This is a genomic window from Corynebacterium sp. LK10 (genome assembly GCF_008042455.1).
Taxonomy (GTDB): domain Bacteria; phylum Actinomycetota; class Actinomycetes; order Mycobacteriales; family Mycobacteriaceae; genus Corynebacterium; species Corynebacterium jeikeium_D.
In genome coordinates, this window is the sequence record NZ_NOVT01000017.1 from 1 (window position 1) to 16041 (window position 16041).

A 16041-nucleotide genomic window follows, 5' to 3' on the forward strand; every position below is an offset into this window, starting at 1 on the left:
TGTAGTAAAAATGCGGGCTGCAAATGTGAAACTGTGCGAGTCTATGACACTTTCAGGCCTTTTTTCGTGCCATTTTTGACATAAACGCAGTCACTAACTTGCATTGGCCAGGCCGCGCAGTAGCCATAAGGCAAAGGCGACATGGCGTTCTGCAGTTATCCACAGTCTGAAAATTATCCACAGACAGCGAGGTTTTGGCTCCTTGCGAGCATCATTGAATCCGCCTTTTAGTGCACGCTATGGCCATGGCAATCAAGCAACTGTCCATGGCTCAGCGAACCGGGGCTCCAGCAAATCCAGTAGTCAACGCTGTCGATGATGAAGCGCTGCGTGAAGAGGTTGCACTCATAGTCGCTGCTACCGGTCGTGACTGTGTGCAAGAGACCGTGCCACCTGTGGCTACAGCGCCAGTGGCCGCACAAGCATTGACATCGTCGCCAGCATCACCACCAGTATCAGCCACAGCGTCAGTGCCCGCATCGACCGGAGCGGGAGTTTCATCGGCCCTGTGGCGTCGGGCACCAGCGGTGTTCGTTGATGCGTCGGCAGCCCGAAGATTAGCCGGGCGGCCTCATTGTGAGGGAGCAATCTTTCTGGTCCGCAGTGATACTGAGGCGGAAGATACGCAGGTGGCGAAGGTTTTAGCTCCTGTTTACAGCGCTAGTTTGCCCGCGGATAACGTCGATATTGTCGAACTTCTCGGCCGAGCCGAGGTACGCCCGGATGGTCCGAGGCTCTCCGATTTCCAACACGGCTCGAGCCTCCTGAACCACCAACGCACCCCAGCGTCACCTGCGAGCGCAGACGTGATTACAGCACCAGGTACAGAACCCGCACCGAACGTGCCAGCAACTACAACCGATTCCACGGCAACGTGCCTGATGGTGGTTCCTGCGGTCGGCGGTGCCGGTGCTTCCATTACGGCGGCAGCGAGTGCATTGGTTCTTTCCCGCGAAAGGCCCATCTGCTTGGTGGACGCAGATGCGCTGGCGGGAGGTATTGATCTGGTGCTCGGGATGGAAACGGAACCGGGATTGAGGTGGCAAGATTTCTCGGCTGCTGATGGCCGTCTCGACGGGGCGGCACTCTACGAAGCACTGCCATCCTGCCCGCGATCGCCCGCGCTGAAAGTGTTGACGTGGACTCGCAGTCGCACGCCCGAGACGGCTTACAACTACGCTACGGCGAACAACAAATTCGACAGCGCCGACAGGTCCGGCAGAACCGACAGGCCCGACGATGTCCGGCACATTGCCAGCACCATTAGTTGCCTTATTCATGCCGGAATTACGGTCATCGTGGACTGCCCGAAGCAGGTGGAGTACGTCACCACTCTCGGCGCGCTTGCCGATGACACCGTCATAGTCCTGCCCACCTCCGTTCGAGCTATCGCAGCCGCTGGCCCTTTGGCGAGCATCTGTGCACAGGCGGGGTTCACCCCAAATCTTGCAGTTCGGTACCAGCAGCACCGCGATATCAGTGTCGAAGAGGTGGAATACGCTCTCGACCTGCCCATTGTTGGTGAGATTGAGTACTGCAAGAAAGTAGCTCACGAGATAGATGTGGGCGGGCTCGCTGGGGCCGTCGGCAAGCTGACGCGGGGATTGGAAGCGATGTTTGCCCTTGTCGGCGGTGGTGGCGATGGATGACGTCAGGCTGTTGGCAGCGGTGCGGACGGCGCTTGCGGAGCGGCCTGGGGTGGCATCGCATAGCGAGGTCGCCGACATCATTCGCGCAGAGACCTCGGGGGTTGTCTCCGATGTGAAGGTGCTGGAGATTCTACGCACGATTCGTGAGGAAACAGTGGGCGCGGGCGTGTTGGATGCGCTGTTGCGCCGCCCGGGTGTCAGCGATGTGCTGGTCACCGCGCCCGGCGAGGTCTGGGTCGACGCCGGCAACGGACTGGAGCGGGCCGAGATTTCCTTCGCGGACGAGGGCGAGGTGCGCGCGTATGCGGTGCGGCTCGCGTCGCGGTGCGGACGAAGGCTTGACGACGCGCAACCCTGGGCCGACGGCCATATTCCTGGTGGTGTCGGCGGCTGTGGTGTGCGAGTTCATGCGGTGCTTTCCCCACCGTCGGCGACCGGCACTCAGATTAGCCTGCGGGTGCTGCGTCCGGCTCGTCGCGGACTTGCGGAGCTATGCGATGTCGGGCTATTTCCACCGGAAATTCTGCCGGTGTTGCGGGGAATCGTGGCGAGACAGCTGTCGTTTATTGTCGCCGGTGGCACGGGTGCGGGAAAGACCACGCTATTGGCGGCGATGCTCTCAGAAGTTAATCCTGACCAGCGCATTGTGTGTATCGAGGACACTCCGGAGCTGCAGCCTCAGCATCCGCATGTGGTGAAGCTGGTGACCAGGGCCGCCAACCTGGAGGGCGCCGGCGCGATTGGACAGCAGGAGTTGCTGAAGCAGGCGTTGCGCATGCGTCCCGATCGCATTGTCGTCGGTGAGATTCGCGGCGCCGAAGTGGTGGATCTGCTGGCAGCGTTGAATACGGGGCATCGCGGTGGGGCGGGGACAATCCACGCCAACCGGATTGGAGATGTCGTCGCGCGCTTTGAGGCCCTGGGGCTGATCGGTGGCCTTGGTCGCGCCGGGCTGCATGCGCAGTTGGTCTCGGCGGTGCAGGTGGTGTTGGTGGTCGAACGCGCTGATGTTCGCAGGCTGGCACAGATCGGGCTGCTACGCGGTAACCCACCGGAGGTGGTGGAGGTCTGGACTGCTCGGGATGGGCCTGGGCCGGGTTGGGAAGCGTTGCAGAAGTTGCTGGTCGGCGGGGAATAACCGGTGGAATACCCGATGGAATGACTAGAGGAAAAGTCAGGGGATTAGACGGGGAGATTAACAGCTATGGGGGAAGGGTTTAGCGTGGCGATGCTCATTGGGGGCGTGGCTGCAGTAGTCGCTATCTGGCCGGACAGCTCGGCGGCGGTGCGCTCGCGAGCACTGGCAGGCCGTGCCCGCGAGGTGTCCAGCGGGCTGAAGTGGTTGCAGCGCATGGTTGGACTTGGTGCTGGTTCCACGGGGTCGAGTGCAGCAAGCACTGGCAGTGCGAATCGAACTACAGGACTATCAATCCTCATCGTTGCAGGCCCAGCACTCGTGTTGCTGTGGCTCGCCGGGATTCCAGGTGTCATAGCCGGGCTGTTGCTGGGCCGCACCGCAGGGGCAGTAGTGCGCGCTGTGAGGGAGAGGCGCTGTGAACGTCGGGAAGCGGACAGCGCTGCGGTAGCGCTGGAAACCTTGACCGCGCAGCTGCGCGCAGGAGTGGCGGCTTCACGAGCGCTCAACGCGGCAGCAGCGGAATTGCGCAGGTCAGAGGATGAGACTGTGTTGGCTGATCATCTCGCGCACGCGGCGCATCGCGCGAACTTCGCCGACCCGTGGGAGGGCGAAGAATCTTCGGAGCAACTGCGCCGGATTGGGCGTATGTGGACGGTGGCGCAGCAGCACGGTCTGAGTTTGGCTGGGTTGCTGGACTGCGCGCGGGGTGATTTGCAGGCTCGTCAGGCGCATCGCTCACAGACGTCTGCTGCGCTGGCGGGACCGCGCATGACGATCGCCATCTTGGCTTCACTGCCGGTGTTCGGTTTGGTCATGGGGCAAGCGTTCGGGGCTTCCCCATTCGAGTTCCTCAGTCGCGGTATCGGAGGAATTGTGCTGGTCATCGGTGTCGGGCTGGTGTGCGCGGGCATCGAATGGGCGGTCGCCATCATCGATCGTGCGGAGGCCGGACAATGATTGCCGCCGCACTTCTCATCGCCGTCTACCTCTGCTTGCCGACGTTCAATCCCGTCCGCAGCCGACTGCCCGAATTGGTAGCCGAGTCGGATGCTCGTGTGCGAGGAGGCCTACGTCGACAGGTGACCAATCGGGTGGCGCAGATTGCCGCACAGGTGCGGGAACGTGTGCGAACTGTCATTGGCGGTGAGCGCATCAGCCCGGCTGTGCTGCTCGATGCCGCGGCGGCCCTCGACATCATTGGCGCTTGTTTGAGCTCCGGTATGCCATTGTCTCAGGCCATGGAAGCAGCCGCCGATGGCGCAAACTCTGAGCTGGCCGAGCCACTTCGACAGTGTTCCGCCAGGTTATCTGTGGGCGCGCACTCCGCTTGGGACAGCCTTGCTGCCACGCCCGCGCTCGTGCCTCTGGCGACGGCTGGGCGCCGCGCAAGCGAATCCGGCACCGTTCTGGCGCAGGCATTGGAGGACACCGCTGCCACGTACCGCAGTCAAGCGCACGATGCGGCGCAAGCCGTCGCGGAAAAGGCTGGTGTCCTCATTGCCGGGCCGCTGGCGTTGTGCTTTCTACCCGCGTTTGTGGTGCTGGGATTGGTGCCCACAATCGCCGGGCTTGCCGACGAAATGTTTGCAGGACTGATGCCGTCATGAAGCTCGGACAGTTCTGCGCCCAGCCTCGCGCGCTGGCACGCGCCGGATGCAGTGCTGGTTGCGCTTTCGGTTGTGTTCTCGCTTGTGCACGCGGGCCACCTGCCACGCTGCAATCCACCATGCGTCAGCGCGGGGCAACGCGCGTCAATGCACATCGCACCTCACAACTGACCTGTCACTCGACATCCACATAGGGGGAAACATTCATGACCACTCAAAACTCCAACCGTCCAACCAACGTTCCAACCAATCTTCCGACCAATCCGCTGACCGCTGCACAGTCCCAGCTGCGCTCGTATTTGCACAAGCGCCTGCGCGCACTGGTAACCGAGGAAAACGGCATGTCAACTGTGGAATATGCTCTCGGAACGATCGCTGCCGCCGCTTTCGGGGCCCTGCTCTACACCGTAGTGACCGGCGGCGATATCACCCAGGCGCTCACCGACATCATCGAAAGGGCGCTCAACACCGATGTCTAGCCGCATCCGCTCTACGCTTCATCGCCTGTGCGTCGGCGACGAAGGCCAAACCACGGTAGAAACCGCTTTCGGTCTCGCGGCACTGGTCACAGTCATGGTCACGGCTTTGTCAGGGCTGGTCACCATCGCAATGTACCTAGGGCTTACCGACGCAGCCGGAGCCATCGCACGGGCTGAGGCGCGGGGCGATGCGGAGACAGTAGCCGAGCTCCGCGCAGACGCGGATGGACAGGTCGCGATATCGGAGACTTCCGGTACCGTGCGCGTGACTATTCGGCGCTCAGCGGGGCCATTTTCGCTGGAAGCACGCGCGGTCGCACTGCGGGAAAGAGTGGCATCGTCATGAGAAACCTGACAGCCCGCCTTCTCCGGGAAGAAGAAGGTTCCACCACAGTCGCAGCCGCACTGTTCATCGCCGCTTTCGTCGTTCTGACTTTGGTTGGAGTTACAACCGGGGTGAGGGTGGTGCAGGCTCGGCAGGCAGCGGTAGCAGCGGATCTGGCCGCGGTGGCCGGCGCCGTGGCTGCGCAAGAGAGCGACGACGCCTGCAAAGCTGCGGGGTCAATCGCAAAAGCTAACCACGCACGCCTTGTGGCTTGCGAGATTGATGGGGAGGACGTGCAGGTCAGCGTCCAACGAAAGGAGAGAAAAGCAACGTCCAGAGCAGGGCCGGTAGTGGTGGAGGATGCTGCTACTGGCCGTCGTTAAGCGTGCGAGAGACCCCACTGAGCACCTTGATTGCGCCGGCCTTGTCCAGTGGATCGTTGCCATTGCCGCACTTGGGCGACTGGATGCACGATGGGCAGCCGGATTCGCACTCACAGGCGGCGACGGCATCGCGAGTCGCGCGAATCCACTGAGCGAAGGCCTCGTAGCCACGGTCGGCAAACCCCGCACCACCAGGGTGCCCGTCGTAAACAAAAACGGTGGGCTGCTGGGTATCGGCGTGCATGACTGTGGAAACACCGCCGATGTCCCAGCGGTCGCAGGTGGCAATCAGCGGCAGCATGCCGATAGCCGCATGCTCGGCTGCGTGGAGAGCCCCCGGTGCGATGTCGGAGCCCACGCCCCACGAGCGCAGGGTGGATTCGGGCATCGTGTAGGCCACGGCGCGCGTGACCAAACGCTGCGGAGGGTAGTCAAGCTCAACACTGTCGAGAATCTCGCCGGTATCTAGACGACGAAGATAGGAGGTGACCTGGTGAAAGACCTCGACCTGGCAGGAAGCGACCTGTAAGCCCTGGTAGTGGCGTATATCGTCAACATCGAGGATGCGGATGGTGGTGTCCATGCGCGAGCTGGTGGAATAGCGCGGCTGCTCGGGGTGGACCAGGGCGACGAGGCTGTCGAAGTCCAGCTGGTCGACAAGGTAGGACTCGCCGCGGTGCAAGTAGACGGCACCGTCGTGAACCTGCTGCATCGCACGGCCAAGATCGATGGTGCCAAGCAGGCGACCATCGGTCTGGTCGACGATAGCCACTTCCTGACCATCGCCGCCACGGACGTTCACGGCATCGTGGGCAGTGGCAATGCGCGGTCCCTCATCGCGGTCGGTCGGGTAGTAGACAGGTTCTTGTCCTTCCCAGGTGCGCTTGCGCAACCAGCCTGCGGCCACCATGTCTTCGGCTACGGGCATGGTTCCCCACGCTTGAAGCTGGCTGGTGGTGACGGGTTTCTCCACAGCCGCGCAGTAGAGGTGTGACCACACCACATGTGGGTTGCGGGGATCGAAGACGGTCTTTTCCACCGGCCTGCCCAGCAGTGCGGACGGGTTGTGGACCAAGTACGTGTCCATGGGGTCATCACGAGCCACCAGCACCACCAGCGCGCCCTGGCCACGACGACCCGCGCGGCCGGCCTGCTGCCAGAATGAAGCGACCGTGCCCGGGAAACCGGCCTGCACCACCGCGTCGAGGCCACCGACGTCAATGCCCAGCTCCAATGCATTGGTGGTGGCCACACCTAGCAGGGTGCCGTCATCGAGCATGCGCTCGATGTCGCGGCGCTCTTCGGCCAGGTAGCCGGCGCGGTAAGACTCGATGCGCTCGGCGATATCGCTGCGGTGGCGCTTCTCCAGGCGCTCACGCACGCCGAGCGCTACCTTCTCAGCACTGCTTCGCGAACGGGTGAAGGTCAGGGTGCGGGCGCCCTCGACAAGCAGGTCGGCCATGATATCCGCGGCCTCGGTCGGGGCGGGGCGGCGCACGGGTGCGCCGTTCTCGCCTTGGAGGTCGGGGAGCAGGCCGGGTTCCCACAGGGCGATCGTTCGCTCGCCGACCGGGGCGCCGTCTTCGGTGATGGCCTCGACAGGCTCGCCGATGAGGCGACGAGCCTGGTCAGCAGGGTCGTTGGTAGTCGCAGAGGCGAAAATCACGGTCGGCGAGGCACCATATTCCCGGGACAGCCGCAGGAGGCGACGTAGAATTTGGGAGACGTTGGCGCCGAATACGCCTCGATAGGCATGGCATTCGTCGACGACGATATAGCGCAGGTTGCGCAGCATCCGCGTCCACCGAACATGATTGCCGAGGACCGAAACATGCAGCATATCGGGGTTGGTAAACACCCAACGGGTGTGGTCGCGGATGGCGCGCCGGGCGTCTTGCGGGGTGTCGCCGTCGTAAAGCGAAATCAGCGAGCTCAGCGACGCCGGTGCCATCGCACGAGCCGTGTCCAACTGATCGGCGCCCAGCGCCTTGGTCGGGGAGAGGTACAGCGCGGTGGCCGCGGGGGTGGCCGATAGTTCTGTGAGCACGGGCAGCAGGTAACCGAGCGATTTGCCCGACGCCGTGCCCGTCGCGACGACACAGTGCACGCCCTCGCGGGCGAGGTTCGCGGTTGCTGCCTGATGAGTCCACAGGTTCTCAATTCCGCGATCTACCAGCACTTCTTTCAGCCAATCCGGCACCCACTCAGGCCAAGGTGCGGTCACGCCAGCGCGCGCAGGAAGATCCGCAATGTGCGTCACCGTCGCCCGCGGATGTGCACGAATAACCGGCCCCAGCAGCTCCCGTCCAAACGACTCCACCGACACCATCCTTTCCTGCAAACGCGCACTTCACATGCTTGACGACGCTTCCTACCAGCCACTTTTCCGCTGCTCAACACCCCAGTTTCTCCGGATCCCGAGCACGGGGTTTACGGGGGTGGCAAGAAGCTGTTGCTAATCGGCGCTCGCGCCCCAAACGTGGCAGACTTTTTGAGTGTATCGCCCGCCAAAGGGCACCCGGCAAAAGCCCGCTCGAGGCGGAAAGGGTGTTCTGGCCGTGTTTACCCCATCGTGCGTGACCGGACGTGCGTGGCGAATACTTGTTTTATCGAATCCTGAAGTTGGGAAGTTTTGTAATGGCACAGGGTACTGTGAAGTGGTTCAACTCGGAGAAGGGCTTCGGGTTTATCGCCCCAGCTGACGGTGGCAACGACGTGTTCGTTCACTACTCCGAGATTCAGGGCACTGGTTTCAAGACGCTGGAAGAGAACCAGGCAGTCGAGTTCGAGATTGGTGAGGGCCAGAAGGGCCCGCAGGCTCTGGACGTGAAGCCTCTGTAAGTCAACCGTTTCCGGGGTGAACTGGGCGTTTGTTCAGTTTGGTTCGCGGAATTTTTGGCTTTTCAAGGCCCATGTTGTGTTCATGGGGTAAGCCTTGATTCTCCCACGCGGAAAGTAATTTCTGCGTGGGATTTTTGCATTTCTGGGGGCAGTGGGTCAATCCGAGTTACTGACTACGTTTATGACAAAAATGGCCCGAAAAATGGCTTGAAAGTGTCATAAACTCATACAGTTTCACATTTGCAGCCCGCAATCACGCGGCCGCTGCGGCGGCTGCGCCCGCTGTGGCCTGTCGTGGCCAGCCACTGACAGCCACTGGGATAATCATGGCCAGCCGCACAGCAGTCGTCGGGTCGGCAACTGCCGGCCACCGGGGATCCCCCACAGCAGCCCCTTCAGTCACACCCAAAATCCGCCCGATACTTGAGGAATCCACGCGACAAACTAGATTGTGTGTACGGTATTCCTTATATTCTTCATATTCTTTCCAGATAATCTTCCGGGGAGAACGCGGCCGGGAACTGATTTGCACTGATCGGAACCGGTTGGAACCGATTGCGGGCCTCTCACAGCTGAAGCCCAGCCAGAGTCCGGCCAAGAACCCCAAGATTTAAACGAAAACAAGAATCTAAACAGTCAAAAACATTCAACGTTGCAGGATAGAAAAACTTCTATGGCGAATTCAGACGGCCTCAAGCGCCTTGTAATTGTCGAGTCGGCGACGAAAGCTCGCAAGATTCAGCCGTATCTCGGCGATGATTACATCGTGGAGGCGTCGGTGGGCCACATTCGCGACTTGCCCCGTGGCGCAGCCGACGTTCCGGCTCGTTACAAGAAGGAACCCTGGGCTCGTCTGGGTGTGAATGTCGACAACGGATTCGCTCCGTTATATGTCGTCAGCGCTGATAAGAAGAAGAAAGTCGCCGACCTGAAGGCCAAGCTCAAGGAGGTCGACGAACTCTATCTCGCAACTGACCCCGACCGTGAGGGCGAGGCTATTGCCTGGCACTTGCTGGAGGTTCTGAAGCCCAAGGTGCCGGTGCGTCGCATGGTGTTCCATGAGATCACCAAGCAGGCCATCTTGGAAGCCGCCGCCAACACCCGTGAGCTGGACCAAAACTTGGTCGACGCCCAGGAGGGTCGCCGTATCCTCGACCGTCTCTACGGCTACGAGGTCTCCCCGGTGCTGTGGAAGAAGGTCATGCCGCGCCTGTCGGCAGGCCGTGTGCAGTCGGTGGCAACGCGTGTCATCGTCGAGCGTGAGCGCGAGCGCATGGCGTTTATCTCCGCTGAGTACTGGGATGTCGCCGCCACTCTGGACACCGGCTCGACTTCTGCTGACGCCAACCAGCCGAAGGAATTCGTTGCAACCCTGACCAGCGTTGATGGTCAGCGCGTAGCGCAGGGCCGAGACTTCGATGACCGTGGCCAGCTGAAGAAGTCCGATGGCATCCGGGTCGTCGATAAGCAGCTCGCCGAAACCCTGGCGGCGGACCTCGTGGGCTCTGAGCTCAAGGTCGCGTCGGTGGAGGAGAAGCCGTACACGCGCCGCCCGTACCCGCCGTTCATGACTTCTACGCTGCAGCAGGAGGCGGGCCGCAAGCTGCATTACACCTCTGAGCGCACGATGCGTGTGGCGCAGCGTCTGTACGAAAACGGTCACATTACCTACATGCGTACCGACTCCACGACGCTGTCCAAGGCCGGTATCGACGCCGCGCGTAAGCAGGCGCTGGAGCTCTACGGCTCGGAGTACGTCGCCGATGCGCCGCGCCAGTACTCGCGCAAGGTGAAGAACTCGCAGGAAGCGCACGAGGCAATTCGTCCGGCTGGCGAGACATTCGCAACGCCGGGGCAGCTGGCGGGATCGCTGGATGCTGAGGAATTCAAGCTCTACGAACTGATTTGGCAGCGTACCGTCGCCTCGCAGATGGCCGACGCACGCGGCACGTCCATGAAGGTCACCATCGCTGGCGCCACCGACACGCACGCCGTCGAGTTCGCCTCCACCGGACGAACGATTCGCTTCCCGGGCTTCCTCAAGGCATACGTCGAGGTCTCCGCGCTTTCCGACGGCCGTAAGGTCGCCGACAACGCTGAGAAGCGTCTGCCACAGTTGACGGAAGGCCAGGGCCTGACGGCCACGGACTTCAGTGCCGACAGCCACTCCACCAACCCGCCTGCGCGCTTCACCGAGGCCAGCTTGGTGAAGAAGATGGAGGACCTGGGAATTGGTCGTCCGTCGACATACGCGTCGATTATCAAGACCATTCAGGATCGCGGCTACGTCTACTCCCGCGGCAACGCTCTGGTGCCCTCGTGGGTGGCCTTTGCCGTGGTGGGGCTGATGGAGGAAGCATTCTCCGATTTGGTCAACTACGACTTCACCTCCGAGCTGGAGGATGAGCTCGACGGCATTGCCGCGGGCAACAAGGATCGCACGACCTGGCTGACCGGTTTCTACTTCGGTGATGACAAGGATCACCGCCACAAGGGAGCCGACGCCATTGCGACCCACGGTGGTCTGAAGAACATCATCGACGTGAACTTGGAATCGATTGATGCTCGGAAGGTCAATTCGCTCCACCTCTTCGACGATGCCGAGGGCAACCCGATCATCGTTCGCGTTGGCCGCTATGGACCGTACCTGGAGCGCACTCGCCCGGGTGCCGGTGACAACGGTGCCGACGAGGTGCAGCGCGCCAACATCCCGGAGGCCATGACTCCGGACGAGCTGGATCTGGCCGCCGCCGAGAAGCTGCTGGCCATGCCGCAGGGTGGTCGTGAGCTGGGCATTAACCCGGCCAATGGTCGCATGATTGTTGCTCGCGATGGCCGCTACGGCCCCTACGTCACCGAGCTGGTCACCGATGAAGAGCGCGAAGGTGTCGTAGCCAAGGCTGAGGAGATCATCGCAGCTGAGCGCGCCGAAGAGGACGCTCAGCGCGCTGCCGAGGGCAAGCGAAAGAAGAACTGGGAAACCAAGACCGCTGCCAAGCAGAAGGAAAAGCGCACCGCGGAAATCATCGAGGAAACTCTGAAGCCGAAGACGGCCTCGCTGTTTTCCTCCATGGAGCCGTCGACTGTCACGTTGGAAGAGGCTCTGAAGCTGATGAGCCTGCCGCGTGAGGTCGGTGTCGATCCGGTCGATAACGAGGTTATTACTGCTCAGAATGGCCGTTACGGTCCGTACCTGAAGAAGGGCACGGACTCGCGTTCGTTGGCCAACGAAGAGCAGATTTTCACCGTGACTTTGGACGAGGCGCGTCGTATCTACGCTGAGCCGAAGCGCCGAGGTCGTGCTGCTGCGAAGCCGCCGCTGAAGCAGCTGGGCGACAACGATGTCTCCGGTCGTCCGATGTCGGTGAAGGATGGCCGTTTCGGCCCGTACGTCACCGATGGCGTCACCAATGCTTCGTTGCGCAAGGGGGATACCCCTGAGACGCTGACTGATGCCCGCGCCTGCGAACTGCTGTCTGAGCGTCGTGCGAAGGAAGCCGCCGATGGTGGCACAAAGAAGGCGGCGAAGAAGTCGACTCGCAAGACCACGAAGAAGGCTGCGAAGAAGACCACCAGGAAAGCAGTCAAGCGCACCACCAAGCGCGTGGTGAAGGCGACGCGCCGGGGCAAGTAGGGCAAGTAGGTCTTAAGCGCCCGCCGCATCCGGCGCACCCGCAGCACCCGGCGCATCCGGCGCATCCTGCGGAGCCGGTTTGGGGCCACCGACCCCGGCCAACTCCGCTCGCATCGTCGGCCCGTACGACAGCCGGCGATGTACCTTCTCAAACGGACCCTGCATGCCGCGACGCTCCATCGCCCACGCGGCGAACAATGTCACCAACCAGACGCTCACAGCAATGAGAGTTTGCACGAACGCGCCCATGTCGCGCGGGATGTCCAGCATAAACGGGTACACCAGCGCAAAGAAGATCACCGACTGCATCAGGTAGCCCGTCATCGAACGCTTGCCGAGCGCCACAATCGGCACCAGCCAACCAGGTACAGCGGCGCCCTCGTTCAGGCGTCGTTGGAGCGGCTGCAGTGCTAACGCCAGCCCGGCTAGGATGCCAGGACCGGCGAACACTCCGGCAAAGTTATTAATTACCAAGAAGGCCATGTGCTGTCCGGCTGGAAGAACACCAATCGCTGCCAACCCCATAGGGATGCCGATACCGAAAGCCACGACCACAGCCACCACGAGCCACCGAATAAGCAGGGGGCGGTGCGCGTCAACGTCGTCAAGCACGCCCTTGCGAGCCCACACGAAGCCAATCATCATCACCGGCAGGTAGAGGAACAGCTGCAGCGGCAGGGTAGTGATGCTCATTGTCAGGACCTGCAGATTCGCGGCGAGCATATCCAGGTAACTTGTTTCAATCGCACCGCCGTTGACGAACTGGCTCATGTCGGAGCCGACGAACTCGGCGTCGGGCATCGCAATTACGAATCCCAAAAACAGCAGGCTCAGTGCAGCGTTGATCGTCAGCGCAATCCACGCGAGAATCGTCAGCACCTTGTTGCTGAGGCCCATAAGTAGCCCGAGGATGATGCCGCAGATGCCATAGAGAAACATGATGTCGCCAAAGAACAGAAACAGCATGTGCGCAACGCCGAACAGCCCCAGGAACGCATAACGCTTTACGACGACCACCCGCGCCCGCGACCGTGGAAAGTTCCTCCTGGCCAAACTGCGGACAATGAGTCCGACACCGAAGCCGAGCAGCGTTGCGAACATCGGCAGTCCGCGGCTATGTGCGGTCACAGCGGTAAACAGTACGGTGGCCTTGTCTGCGATGCTGTCGTTTATGACGCCTCCGAAGAATGCTGCGGGCAGTTCGGGATCTGCAACCAGCCAGGCAGTGGCAATGTTCGCGATTGCGATGCCGAGGAGAGCGAATCCGCGAGCGGCATCGGGGACGAGCATGCGAGGTCTGGGGCTGGTGCTAGAACTGGGGCGGTTGTCAGTCATTCCTCCAACGTAAAGGAACTGTCGGGGGTGTGCAGGTTGGCGGCGGATGGCGATTGTTGCAGGAACCTTGCGGTATATCGAAAAGCGATATAGTATCGAAAATCGATACATCGAATAACGATGTGTTGGAGTTGGGTGGCGGACCCAGTCTGCCCGCAGAATAATCTCACTAACCGCGCCAATGACGGTGCAGCAAGGAAACTAGCTATGACATCTCCCCAGGCCAAGAAGCCAAATGACCCATATGTCAATCAAACTAAGGAACGACGGGATGTAATCGCGGGCCTTTTTGTCGGAGTGCTTGCGCTGGCGTACATCTTGCTCCAGCTCCGCCGCCCGGTTCTTCACCAACAGTTCCCCAGCGATCTGACCCTGCTCCTGCCTGAAGTCCTGGGAAGTGACAAAGGGGTTCCTATCGAGGTTATGAGTGGTGGAGCCCTCTTCTTGTTTATTGCCGCGACTGTTGTTCGATGCGCTATCGTCGCCGCGATTGCCGTGCTCTGCGTGTTGTTCTCACTCTCGTACCTGAAGGGCGAGTTCTTTACGGTTAAGACTGCGCGACGCGTTATGGCTATCTCCTGGCTGGCAGTGATCTATCCGGCAAGTGGCTTCCTGCAACTTATGGGCGAAAACTGGGTCGCGGGTGACCTGAATCTGAGCACGTGGTTCCAGCGCGACCATGCCGATTTCTATCAGCATCTAGGAATATGGTTTGTTCTTATGATGGTCATCTCCACTCTCGGAGTTATGTTGTTCCGAGCCGCGCGAATGCAGGAAGACCAGGAAGGGCTCATTTAAATGGCGAAGGTTGTGTGCCACTTGGATGAGCTACTGGAAAGCCGCGGTATGACGCTCGCAGCCCTTTCCGAACGGGTCGGGGTCACACCGGTCAACCTCTCAGTGCTCAAAAACAACAGGGCGAAAGCCGTGCGCTTCACGACGCTCACTATGTTGTGTGAAGCCCTGGACTGCCAGCCAGGGGATTTATTCTCGGTGGAGTAAGTGTGCTCGCCGTCTGAGAAGTCTAGGGATGTTAGGCGTCCAACGGGCACAGCATGAGCACAGCGAGACCAACGAGTCCGCTGCTCCCTAGGCCTCGTCGGCAAGCGTCGGACGCACCGGTCGCGCCAGCTGTGTCATGTGCGTGCGGCCGCGCAACTCCACAGACTTCAGGGTGGTCCAGCGAGCCTGCTCGTCCTCGTTGGCCAGGCGGATAGTGGAAGCCGTGGCGAGCACGCGGCCCGGGGTGTCCTTAGCCAGCTCAGTCAGACGGGCAGCCTGGTTAACCGCGTCACCAATAACCGTGTACTCAAAGCGGTCGCGGGCGCCGATGTGGCCGGCAACGACGTGGCCAGCGGAGACGCCGATACCGGCAGTGAGCTGGAGGTCGAGCAGTTCCTCGCGCAGTTCACGGGCTGCGGTGAGAGCGTGACCAGCAGTGTCGTCGAGGGGCAGGGGAGCGCCGAAGACAGCCAGAGCCGCGTCACCCTGGAACTTGTTGATAATGCCCTTATTGCGGTGTACGCAGTCAACAACGTGGTCGAAGAAGGCATTGAGTTCACGGACAACGACCTCTGGCGAGTTCTTCTCCGCGAAGTTGGTTGAACCAATCACGTCCACGAATAGCACTGCGACGAGGCGATTCTCGCCGCCTAGAGTCGGCTTTTCTTCCAGGGCCTTACGAGCGACTTCAGAGCCGACGTAGCGGCCGAAGAGGTCACGCACCCGCTGACGCTCCTGCAGGCCGCGCATCATTTCGTTGAAGCCCGCTTGGAGGACACCCATCTCGGAGCCGTCGTAAATAGGCACGCGCGTTTCCACCTGGCCCTGGCGGACCTTGTTAATTGCGCCCGTGAGATCCCGAATCGGGTCGACGATGGACATGCTGGCCAGCATCGTGCCGAAATAGCCCGTGATGAGTGCCAAAACTGCCAACGCGGTAATCGTAGGCAGGAGATCCGCCGCATCATCTGTAAACATGCCACGGCGCTGACCGAGCAGCACAAGCAGGATTGCCACCACTGGAACACCGCTGGTCAACACCCATGTCTGGCGCAGGCGGTGACCAATCGGTGGCTCCAGCGAGGAATCCGGAGCCCGACGCGCCAGCGCCTCCACAGCGACCGGACGCACCATGCGCTCCGCAATCAGATAGGTCAACAGCGCCACCATGGCGCCACCGAGTACCGAGGTGAGCAGCACCATCATGCCAATCTTGCTGTCATAGGTGAACGCGACCGCGCTGAAGACAATCACGCCCAAAGACCAGATGACGGTACCCAAAAGTGCCTGATAGACAGGCACGCGCATGACCAGATATCGTACCCGCCGCGGATCGTGCATATCCGGATGACGCTGCCATTTCAACAACGGCTTGAACAGGATCCAAGTAGTGCCGATTCCCGCAATAATTGCCAGAACCAGGTAACCAGCCAGGGCATAGATGACCCCATTGGCCAACCGCGGCAGGTGAGTTTCTTGGTTCAGTGGCAACAGCATGCCGAGGAACAAGCCGACAATCATGGCTCCGACAAGGTTGCAGACGAAGATAAATGAGGCATAAGCAGGCCACATTGTCCCGCTTAGCCATTTCAGATTTCGCCAGAGCCGTTGCATGATTACTACCTTAGTGGCAACCCCGGATTGCAGG

At 61.1% G+C, this 16041-nt stretch carries 15 protein-coding genes; 11 read left to right on the plus strand and 4 right to left on the minus strand.

All coding sequences use genetic code 11. The features are described 5' to 3' along the window. The first annotated feature begins 245 nt into the window (after nt 1-245). From CHU70_RS05450 to CHU70_RS05480, 7 genes are all read left to right on the plus strand, one after another. Entirely contained in the window at nt 246-1649 is a 1404-nt protein-coding gene (locus CHU70_RS05450) for a hypothetical protein (RefSeq protein ID WP_242451360.1), read from the plus strand. Next, complete coding sequence (locus CHU70_RS05455) at nt 1642-2787, plus strand: TadA family conjugal transfer-associated ATPase (protein ID WP_147719212.1); 1146 nt, start codon at nt 1642-1644, stop codon at nt 2785-2787. Before CHU70_RS05450 ends, CHU70_RS05455 begins: the two co-directional genes overlap by 8 nt. Before the next feature lie 66 nt (nt 2788-2853). Next, nucleotides 2854-3744 (plus strand): type II secretion system F family protein, encoded by an 891-nt coding sequence (locus CHU70_RS05460; RefSeq protein WP_070566579.1) that lies wholly within the window; start codon nt 2854-2856, stop codon nt 3742-3744. Continuing rightward, nucleotides 3741-4394 (plus strand): type II secretion system F family protein, encoded by a 654-nt coding sequence (locus CHU70_RS05465; RefSeq protein WP_147719211.1) that lies wholly within the window; start codon nt 3741-3743, stop codon nt 4392-4394. The genes CHU70_RS05460 and CHU70_RS05465 overlap by 4 nt, the downstream gene beginning before the upstream one ends. 206 nt (nt 4395-4600) lie before the next feature. Beyond that, nucleotides 4601-4873: a DUF4244 domain-containing protein gene (locus CHU70_RS05470; RefSeq protein ID WP_147719210.1), complete on the plus strand. Its 273-nt coding sequence runs from the start codon at nt 4601-4603 to the stop codon at nt 4871-4873. Continuing rightward, on the plus strand, nt 4866-5219 hold the full coding sequence (locus CHU70_RS05475; RefSeq protein WP_050773635.1) for a TadE family type IV pilus minor pilin: 354 nt from the start codon (nt 4866-4868) through the stop codon (nt 5217-5219). The genes CHU70_RS05470 and CHU70_RS05475 overlap by 8 nt, the downstream gene beginning before the upstream one ends. Further along, nucleotides 5216-5581 (plus strand): Rv3654c family TadE-like protein, encoded by a 366-nt coding sequence (locus tag CHU70_RS05480; protein WP_147719209.1) that lies wholly within the window; start codon nt 5216-5218, stop codon nt 5579-5581. Before CHU70_RS05475 ends, CHU70_RS05480 begins: the two co-directional genes overlap by 4 nt. Here the strand turns inward: CHU70_RS05480 and CHU70_RS05485 are convergent. Then, a complete protein-coding gene (locus CHU70_RS05485) occupies nt 5565-7910 on the minus strand; it encodes a DEAD/DEAH box helicase (protein WP_147719220.1) in 2346 nt (781 codons plus the stop codon). The genes CHU70_RS05480 and CHU70_RS05485 overlap by 17 nt on opposite strands. A gap of 308 nt (nt 7911-8218) precedes the next feature. Between CHU70_RS05485 and CHU70_RS05490 the strand changes: the two genes are divergently transcribed. Beyond that, on the plus strand, nt 8219-8422 hold the full coding sequence (locus tag CHU70_RS05490) for a cold-shock protein (RefSeq protein WP_005511370.1): 204 nt from the start codon (nt 8219-8221) through the stop codon (nt 8420-8422). A 253-nt stretch (nt 8423-8675) separates the two neighbouring features. Here CHU70_RS05490 and CHU70_RS11455 read toward each other — a convergent pair whose 3' ends face one another. Further along, nucleotides 8676-8807 (minus strand): hypothetical protein, encoded by a 132-nt coding sequence (locus CHU70_RS11455; RefSeq protein ID WP_255348480.1) that lies wholly within the window; start codon nt 8805-8807, stop codon nt 8676-8678. A 288-nt stretch (nt 8808-9095) separates the two neighbouring features. On the opposite strand from CHU70_RS11455, the gene topA reads away from it, so the two are divergent. Then, complete coding sequence (topA, locus tag CHU70_RS05495) at nt 9096-12056, plus strand: type I DNA topoisomerase (protein ID WP_147719208.1); 2961 nt, start codon at nt 9096-9098, stop codon at nt 12054-12056. Nucleotides 12057-12068: 12 nt separating this feature from the next. Here the strand turns inward: topA and CHU70_RS05500 are convergent, their stop codons facing one another. Further along, nucleotides 12069-13391, minus strand: coding sequence for a DUF418 domain-containing protein (locus CHU70_RS05500; RefSeq protein WP_318155831.1), 1323 nt, complete (start codon nt 13389-13391; stop codon nt 12069-12071). A gap of 207 nt (nt 13392-13598) precedes the next feature. Here CHU70_RS05500 and CHU70_RS05505 point away from each other — a divergent pair, with 207 nt between their 5' ends. Together CHU70_RS05505 and CHU70_RS05510 are read left to right on the plus strand one after the other, a co-directional pair. Next, the gene (locus tag CHU70_RS05505) at nt 13599-14189 is read left to right on the plus strand and encodes a hypothetical protein (RefSeq protein WP_147719207.1); all 591 of its coding nucleotides are present in this window, start codon (nt 13599-13601) and stop codon (nt 14187-14189) included. After that, the gene (locus CHU70_RS05510; protein WP_147719206.1) at nt 14190-14393 is read left to right on the plus strand and encodes a helix-turn-helix transcriptional regulator; all 204 of its coding nucleotides are present in this window, start codon (nt 14190-14192) and stop codon (nt 14391-14393) included. Nucleotides 14394-14480: 87 nt separating this feature from the next. Here CHU70_RS05510 and CHU70_RS05515 read toward each other — a convergent pair whose 3' ends face one another. Continuing rightward, nucleotides 14481-16007, minus strand: coding sequence for an adenylate/guanylate cyclase domain-containing protein (locus tag CHU70_RS05515; protein ID WP_187269745.1), 1527 nt, complete (start codon nt 16005-16007; stop codon nt 14481-14483). Nucleotides 16008-16041 lie beyond the last annotated feature (34 nt).

Bases quoted from the DNA above. Each gene is read 5' to 3' on its own strand.
- CHU70_RS05470 (WP_147719210.1), top strand. From the start codon at position 4,601: ATGACCACTCAAAACTCCAACCGTCCAACCAACGTTCCAACCAATCTT.
- CHU70_RS05460 (WP_070566579.1), top strand. From the start codon at position 2,854: ATGGGGGAAGGGTTTAGCGTGGCGATGCTCATTGGGGGCGTGGCTGCA.
- CHU70_RS05480 (WP_147719209.1), top strand. From the start codon at position 5,216: ATGAGAAACCTGACAGCCCGCCTTCTCCGGGAAGAAGAAGGTTCCACC.
- CHU70_RS05485 (WP_147719220.1), bottom strand. From the start codon at position 7,910: ATGGTGTCGGTGGAGTCGTTTGGACGGGAGCTGCTGGGGCCGGTTATT.
- CHU70_RS05510 (WP_147719206.1), top strand. From the start codon at position 14,190: ATGGCGAAGGTTGTGTGCCACTTGGATGAGCTACTGGAAAGCCGCGGT.
- topA (WP_147719208.1), top strand. From the start codon at position 9,096: ATGGCGAATTCAGACGGCCTCAAGCGCCTTGTAATTGTCGAGTCGGCG.
- CHU70_RS05500 (WP_318155831.1), bottom strand. From the start codon at position 13,391: ATGACTGACAACCGCCCCAGTTCTAGCACCAGCCCCAGACCTCGCATG.
- CHU70_RS05490 (WP_005511370.1), top strand. From the start codon at position 8,219: ATGGCACAGGGTACTGTGAAGTGGTTCAACTCGGAGAAGGGCTTCGGG.
- CHU70_RS05475 (WP_050773635.1), top strand. From the start codon at position 4,866: ATGTCTAGCCGCATCCGCTCTACGCTTCATCGCCTGTGCGTCGGCGAC.
- CHU70_RS05465 (WP_147719211.1), top strand. From the start codon at position 3,741: ATGATTGCCGCCGCACTTCTCATCGCCGTCTACCTCTGCTTGCCGACG.
- CHU70_RS05450 (WP_242451360.1), top strand. From the start codon at position 246: ATGGCAATCAAGCAACTGTCCATGGCTCAGCGAACCGGGGCTCCAGCA.
- CHU70_RS05515 (WP_187269745.1), bottom strand. From the start codon at position 16,007: ATGCAACGGCTCTGGCGAAATCTGAAATGGCTAAGCGGGACAATGTGG.
- CHU70_RS05455 (WP_147719212.1), top strand. From the start codon at position 1,642: ATGGATGACGTCAGGCTGTTGGCAGCGGTGCGGACGGCGCTTGCGGAG.
- CHU70_RS05505 (WP_147719207.1), top strand. From the start codon at position 13,599: ATGACATCTCCCCAGGCCAAGAAGCCAAATGACCCATATGTCAATCAA.